Genomic DNA, 6,706 nt, shown 5'->3' on the forward strand with positions numbered 1-6,706 from the left:
ACTTACGATTTATGTTATTAGATGTAAGTATACAAAAAAACTCTTATTCATTATCAACTATTCCCTTCTCAGCAACGTCTCCCCTTAGGGGACGTTGCGTGTATAAATTTTCTTTTATAGGTAATCAATCTTCTTCTATATCATCAACCATATAAACTCCATGCTCCCCGGTTAGATAATATTTACATGAACTGTGAATATAATCAACAGGACTTTTACACAAAGCCCATTTTCCCTTACAAGGATTATCATGCATGTAATTCAGCTTCTGTTTTATAAATTCTATGCTATCACAAATTTTCCAATCAAATGATAGCTCCCAAACTTCGTGTTGTTTATGATTCACTTTCCTGGTAATCTCAACATCATTTGAAAGAGTTGATAGCAACTCATTTTCTCCTTTATCTTTTAACCGATTTATTAATTCGTAGGCCATAAACCTTTTACCATTTCCTACGATTGTATTAATTGTTTGCTCAGTATCTGTAAAATCAATCAGAGCGTGTATGTGGTTCGGCATAATTACAAAACCAATTATTCTATGACCTTTCGTTTTTAAATGATCAAACCATTTATACACCAGGTCATAGCTATCTGTTTTCTCAATTAAAGGCCGCCACTAGTGACAAGTAAATGTTATAATGAAAATACCACTGCTAAATGGAATAGTTTGCTGAACAGGCATTTTCAAAAATAAAACAAATCGTTGTACACGCAACGTCCCCTAAGGGGAGACGTTGCTGAGAAGCAAAGCAAACACAGTGGTAAAAGCATTGCAAAGACCACTGCAAAATGCTTTTTCACTCATAACAGCTACCATTATACGCTATTACTTTTTATTGAAGCCAACGGCAAAGGTTAATCGAATTTATTTCCTGTCTTTATATTGAAACAATTCTGATGGATTTTGTGCCCTGGCTATTTTTTTTATGGTAGTTGTGCATCGGTCACCCAATGTTGTGCGTTCGCTTTAATCAATTTGCTTAAGAGTTTCGTCATACCAAACATCTTCATAACCGTTACTGTCTGCAAGAAATCTAAAGCCTGAGTCAAGTCCCAAGTATTTGATGATTTGCGGTCTAATTTGCAGCAAATGCTCTGCACACATTGGCTTGAAAAAATCGTCAGCTTCCGAATAGTCGCCAGTCCAAATGAACCAACCAGTTGTTCCTTTTGTGGTCTCCTTGTCATTAGGATGCCCCTTCCATGGCGCAGGGTGTGCCGTGAATCGAGTACCAATAGATATGAAGGTACAAGAATGTTGTATAGAAGATGATAGTAGGTCTATCACAGTCGCTGTGCAAGCGGAGGCGGTAACACACCTCTCGGTGCTTGTTTAGTAATAAACCGGTATTGAACGGAAAGAGGAAAAGGCTGCTGAAAGTAGTCAGGTAAGAATAAGAGAGATGAATGGAACTGAACCACCGTTGAAGTGATGAGATAATTGTACCCATTGTCAAAAGCTACTGTTCTTGCGTAGTAGTGAAGGTTACAGCGGGCACTTGCATACTGGCTGTAAGGCAATCGTCATAAAGGTGGCATGACTCTTATTCAGGCTTTTATACAGAACACGGGAAGTCCTTATCAGATGGTAAGAGAAAGGCACAAGTGGAAAATATCCATGAGGCTGAATATCGAAGCTGGTAAGGATGGCGGATGATGCTGTAGTAGCGAAGAAACCTTTGTAATGAAGGTGGAGCAAAGAGCATCAATCATATCGTTCGAAAATGTTTTAACAACTTTAAAAGAGGATGATTAAATGTTTGAGACAAGAACAAGTACTGTACCGATAACGAAAGAAATGGTAAAGGCAGCCTATCGGAAAGTGAAAGCCAATCATGGAGCAGCAGGAGTAGATAAAGAAAGCCTGGTAGTGTACCAGGAAGATTTATTGAATAACCTGTATGTGCTGTGGAATCGCTTAAGTTCCGGCAGTTATTTTCCCAAGCCATTACGATCAGTGTCGATACCCAAAAGCGATGGAAAGCAGCGGACATTAGGCATTCCAACAGTAAGCGACCGGATAGCCCAGCAGGTTATAAAGAGTTACTTAGAACCACGTTTGGAAGCCCAGTTCCATAACAACTCCTATGGTTATCGTCCGTTGAAAAGTGCCCATCAGGCAATAGAAGCCGTACAGGAGAATGTACGTCAATATGCATGGGTGCTGGATATGGACATCAAAAGTTTCTTTGATGAAGTAGACCATGAGTTGCTGATGAAGGCCTTAGAGCGCCATGTAGAAGAAAAATGGGTAAAGATGTACATCCTGCGATGGCTGGAAACACCCATTCAGCAGCCCGATGGTACTGTTATCCATAAGGCTGGCGCAGGCACGCCACAAGGCGGGGTAATAAGCCCTCTTTTAGCCAATTTGTTTTTGCATTATGTGTTAGACAAATGGATTGAAAAACATTATCCGCGGGTAGCTTTTGTACGCTATGCAGATGATGTGATCGTACACTGTCAAACAGAAGAAGAGGCAAAGCAATTATTGGGAGCAATAAGGTTAAGACTGGCGGAATGTAAATTAAGCTTGAACGAAGAGAAAACGAAGTTGGTTTATTGTCAGGATTATCGAAGAGTAAAGAAGAAAAGTTTTGGAAAGAAATTTGATTTTCTTGGCTTCACCTTTAAGCCCCATCCCGTAGCCTCAAAGCGAGGTGGAGGAGGCATGTTTCTTGGGTATGGCTGTGCTATAAGCCAGACAGCACAAACAAGGATAATACATGGATGGGCTAAGCAAGACTGGCACCGGCGAAGCAATTTGTCGATACAGGAAATAGCAGTTCAGGTGAACCCGCAAATGATAGGGCTTATCAGGTATTATGGTAAGTTCAACATGCGGGAATTACGTCGTTTGATGTGGCACTTTGAGTTCCGGTTAGTGAAATGGGTATTGAATAAGTACAGGAGGTTTAAGAACAGTTACACGAAAGGGTATCAATGGATAAAAGGGCTAAAGCGAAGCTATCCAACGATGTTTTATTACTGGACCGTTTTTAAGCATGTTTGATGATATGATAAGAGCCGTATGAAGTGAGAGCTTCACGTACGGTTCCGTGAGAGGCTTGGGCTGAAATGCCCTTGCCTACTCGACCATATCCTTTAATAAGCGGAGAGTTAGCGCAAGCGTCCGCTTGTGCTGCTACCAAAATAAATTTGCGTCTAATATTATCCGTTATGTAAGTTAAAAATAAAAATATTCCGTAAAGAGCCAACAAAGTTTAACTTCATAATAGGCACAAGCGGACGCTTGCGCTACAATAGGGGAGTTGCGTCTAATAGCATAAATACAAACGTTAGCGGAAATTATGGAAACTTCCCCATTGCGCATCTCATTGTAGACTTTGTGAGGTCAATTTTTTTCGTGCTACTATAATTCAAGACTTACTTTCCAGAAAATAAATAATTCTAAATCTGCTATAAAAAACAGAACGATAAAACTTTGACAACATCAAGTCACGCGAAACTAAATTCATTATGCCAAGGGTGATCTATATCTTAATCTTTTTATTTATTTCTTTTCACGGATTATCACAAAATGATAGTTCATCCCAAACGCAGAGGCACACAGTAGATAGCTCTCAGCATGCGGATTTACAAATCTATTGCGACAATGAGATTGAGGCTCGATTTCCGGGCGGTTTAAAAGCTTGGGGAAAATTTGTTGCAAAAAATTTTAAGATGTCAGTTCCTGGGGAAAATCATGCTCCTAAAGGAACTTATAAATTGATGGTAACATTTTGGATAAACAAACAGGGAAATGTTTTCGATGCCAGGATTGAAACAAATGTTGGATATGGGATAGAACAAGAAGTAATCAGAGTAATCGAACATTGCCCGAAATGGATATCCGCAACAAATTGTGGACAGAAAATAAGCTCAGCGAAGAGACAGCCGGTGGTAATTATTGTTACTTAAGTAGAAATTCCGCTAACAATCGGCCGTTACTAAATATCTGCTAAAATATGTTCTTCATAAAGTTTATTTAATCTATCCTCACCAGGTCCAATAATCCTTTAGCATTGTGATTGGTTGCGCTAAAATGGGACGGCGCTATTTATACGTCAATGTTTGATTACAAAATAAGTATCATGCAAATGTATATCTATTGAACTGTTGCCCATAATTATTGAACCACCGAAAAAATATAAAATAATGAGCAACCAAAAAAGAAAGAAGTTAATCAAATTCATAAATTTTGCTTTGGAAACCTATTTCAATATACCATTTATTTACTACTTTAATTTCGCAGCGGCGAACCGCCTGCTACTCCTGGTTTGTCCCCCCATGCTGGCCTTAGTATGGTGAGATTAGAAAAAACTCTTACTGCTGCTAACTTTTGCAAGCTTTAAATAATTAGGGAGCGCTGTCCTTAGTTTGCAACTAAGGATATATAATTATATTTTTATTCAAAATTGGATTATGAGTAAAGGTGGCTATAAAATAATTGATCAGGGAGGTTTGTATTATGTAAGTTTTGCCGTGGTAGCATGGGTAGACGTTTTTTCAAGGAAAGAATACAGAGACATTTTAATAGAAAGTCTGCAGCATTGCCAAAGGGAAAAAGGGTTAGTGATTTATGGTTGGTGCATTATGAGTAATCATATGCATTTAATTATCTCGCAAAAGAAAATAATGTTAGCAGTGTACTGGGAGATTTCAAAAAATATACAGGCAAACAAATTATTAAAGCAATAAAAGAACATCCCGGCGAGAGCCGTAGAGAGTGGATGCTAAAAATATTTAAAGAAGCAGGAGAACAAAATAGCAGAAATGATTCTTACCAATTTTGGATACAGGATAACCAACCGAAAGTAATTTATACTGAAGCATTCGCTGCACAAAAATTACAATACATTCATGACAACCCGGTAGATGCTGGCATAGTGGAAAAAGCGGAAGAATATGTTTATAGCAGTGCCAGAAATTATTATTACGGCAAGCAATGCGGGCTCATAGAAATTGAATTTTTGTTATAGATTTAAAGTTTATAAGTCCTGTGTTGCAAACTCAGAACAGCGCAACTTTCGGTTGGAGATAAACTAACTATAGCGGGGGCCATGCCTGTGCCTTGTGAGGGAAATTTAAACATTTATAAAATTTATTAACTTTCAATCACCAAACTCTACTACAATGGCCCTACAAGATCGCTGGAAGCAAGATAAAGAAGCCTGCATTGAATTACAAAAACTGAAAAAGTTTGTTGATTTTGTAGCCGCAATACCCGGTGTAACCAAAGAACAAAAAGTGAATGCCGAAGTTGTTAACTGGCTCATTGAAAATATCGACAAACCTGAGACATACAGAAATTGGTGGGTACAAATTATGATATGGTACGATGTAGATCATGAAATCGGCCCGTTACAAAAGCCCGAAGTTTTGGAAAGATATTGGTCTGTTTCATTCTCTGAGAACGATCTAACGGTAGAAGCCACTGCACATACCAATAGTGCAACACCACCTTACTATAAATATGGCAGGGAGGGTTATCGCCTCAAACTTAATCTGAATCCTAAAAAGGCTTCAGCTAAACTTACTATCAGGAAGCCAATTGATGATTTTGTTGCGAAAGCTATGAATTATAAAAAATACATAACACATAAAACCACCAAAATAGACATTGAATTGGAAAGTAATGATATTGATGATTACGGGTTTCCCGCTTCCTGGCACTAATCCCTCCGTGTTAGTCCAGGCATATAGAATGTTCCATGGTGCAAGTATGAGGCTTAGCTTGTGCCTGGGTTACTTGTGCCAATGTAGCTCCAAACAGGCGCAGGTCTCCCGGCCTGTGACTGTTCGTTACTAATGGTTATTGAAAGATAAATTCGCAATTTAAAGAAAGGTAGTCACGGTAATTCAGTTGATTGCTAAATTCAGGAAGGAAAAGGGCTACTGGAATTAATTAGATTTAGAATGAAGATTGGAATAAGATTTATTTTTGGATGAAATATGCTTTAAGAGAAGATGCTTAGTAACGCTTGTGCCCGGGTCAGGAGACCTGCGCAGGAATGAAGATAAATAATTTGCTTCCGGTTTTCATTCTACAGAGGCGGTACCAAAGGAGACGTAAGGCCAGGGTAAGCTATCCATGCACCCTGAGTATTCTTAGCATTAAAGGTTTAAATCGTATTGGCTTCAACGTATAGCTATATATTTCCAACCTGCTTTGTTTTGCTTCCGGTGCTTTAATCCCAAGGTCTATTGATAATTTTTTTTGTATGGCAGCGTCATGTACCATCGCGATATTGCATGCCTTATTAAAATCACTGTGCATACCATACTGCTGTAACAATGGGGGAACGCTCTTATATTCGGGAAAGGCGAGATATTGTTTTATAAAGTAAAACTGCTTTCCATCAATCGTTCTTTCGTACGCCTGGTAGATTTTTTCCATATGGTAATTTTAAAAGGTAACATTTACCACAGGTATTGGGGACTTAAAATTCTTATGGCATTCAAGGGAGTGGATGCATCGTAACGATGCGTGCACCGTAAAGATATATAATCATATTGATGAATCCAAGCTGTGCCCCGGCCGAGCCTCCTGCAAGGGGCCCGGCGTTCGAAGGTAAAAACCGATTTGCTTTTAATTTGCCGCCGGGTCCTCTTCGAGAGACCCGGCTTCGCCCCAAGTTTTTAAATGCAGTATATACTGGCGCCAAAGAGAGGTCAATTTGACCAACTTTGAACGGTGAAT

General features: G+C 39.0%; 9 protein-coding genes. 5 read left to right on the top strand and 4 right to left on the bottom strand.

The genetic code is table 11. The annotated features are described in order from the left end of the window. Window positions 1-124: 124 nt before the first annotated feature. The 3 genes from ACO1O5_RS13345 to ACO1O5_RS13355 all read right to left on the bottom strand — a co-directional run bounded on the left by ACO1O5_RS13345 (window position 125) and on the right by ACO1O5_RS13355 (window position 1,524). The gene (locus ACO1O5_RS13345) at window positions 125-520 is read right to left on the bottom strand and encodes a transposase (protein ID WP_486270981.1); all 396 of its coding nucleotides are present in this window, start codon (window positions 518-520) and stop codon (window positions 125-127) included. A 450-nt stretch (window positions 521-970) separates the two neighbouring features. Beyond that, window positions 971-1,291, bottom strand: a complete 321-nt coding sequence (locus tag ACO1O5_RS13350; RefSeq protein WP_486270983.1) for an immunity protein Imm33 domain-containing protein — start codon at window positions 1,289-1,291, stop codon at window positions 971-973. Beyond that, window positions 1,288-1,524 carry a hypothetical protein gene (locus ACO1O5_RS13355; RefSeq protein ID WP_486270985.1) on the bottom strand — a complete coding sequence of 79 codons (237 nt, stop codon included), beginning with the start codon at window positions 1,522-1,524 and terminating at the stop codon, window positions 1,288-1,290. Before ACO1O5_RS13355 ends, ACO1O5_RS13350 begins: the two co-directional genes overlap by 4 nt. Before the next feature lie 235 nt (window positions 1,525-1,759). Here ACO1O5_RS13355 and ltrA point away from each other — a divergent pair, with 235 nt between their 5' ends. The 5 genes from ltrA (at window position 1,760) to ACO1O5_RS13380 (ending at window position 5,682) form a co-directional block, all read left to right on the top strand. Further along, complete coding sequence (gene ltrA, locus ACO1O5_RS13360; RefSeq protein WP_486270987.1) at window positions 1,760-3,016, top strand: group II intron reverse transcriptase/maturase; 1,257 nt, start codon at window positions 1,760-1,762, stop codon at window positions 3,014-3,016. Between the two features lie 671 nt (window positions 3,017-3,687). Further along, complete coding sequence (locus ACO1O5_RS13365) at window positions 3,688-3,924, top strand: energy transducer TonB (RefSeq protein WP_486270989.1); 237 nt, start codon at window positions 3,688-3,690, stop codon at window positions 3,922-3,924. Between the two features lie 504 nt (window positions 3,925-4,428). Beyond that, window positions 4,429-4,704: a transposase gene (locus ACO1O5_RS13370; protein WP_486270991.1), complete on the top strand. Its 276-nt coding sequence runs from the start codon at window positions 4,429-4,431 to the stop codon at window positions 4,702-4,704. Window positions 4,705-4,736: 32 nt separating this feature from the next. After that, window positions 4,737-4,985: a hypothetical protein gene (locus ACO1O5_RS13375; RefSeq protein ID WP_486270993.1), complete on the top strand. Its 249-nt coding sequence runs from the start codon at window positions 4,737-4,739 to the stop codon at window positions 4,983-4,985. 154 nt (window positions 4,986-5,139) lie between these two features. After that, entirely contained in the window at window positions 5,140-5,682 is a 543-nt protein-coding gene (locus ACO1O5_RS13380; protein ID WP_486270995.1) for a hypothetical protein, read from the top strand. 409 nt (window positions 5,683-6,091) lie between these two features. Here ACO1O5_RS13380 and ACO1O5_RS13385 read toward each other — a convergent pair whose 3' ends face one another. Continuing rightward, on the bottom strand, window positions 6,092-6,403 hold the full coding sequence (locus ACO1O5_RS13385) for a hypothetical protein (RefSeq protein WP_486270997.1): 312 nt from the start codon (window positions 6,401-6,403) through the stop codon (window positions 6,092-6,094). Window positions 6,404-6,706: the final 303 nt, after the last annotated feature.

This window comes from Ginsengibacter sp. (assembly GCF_057362405.1).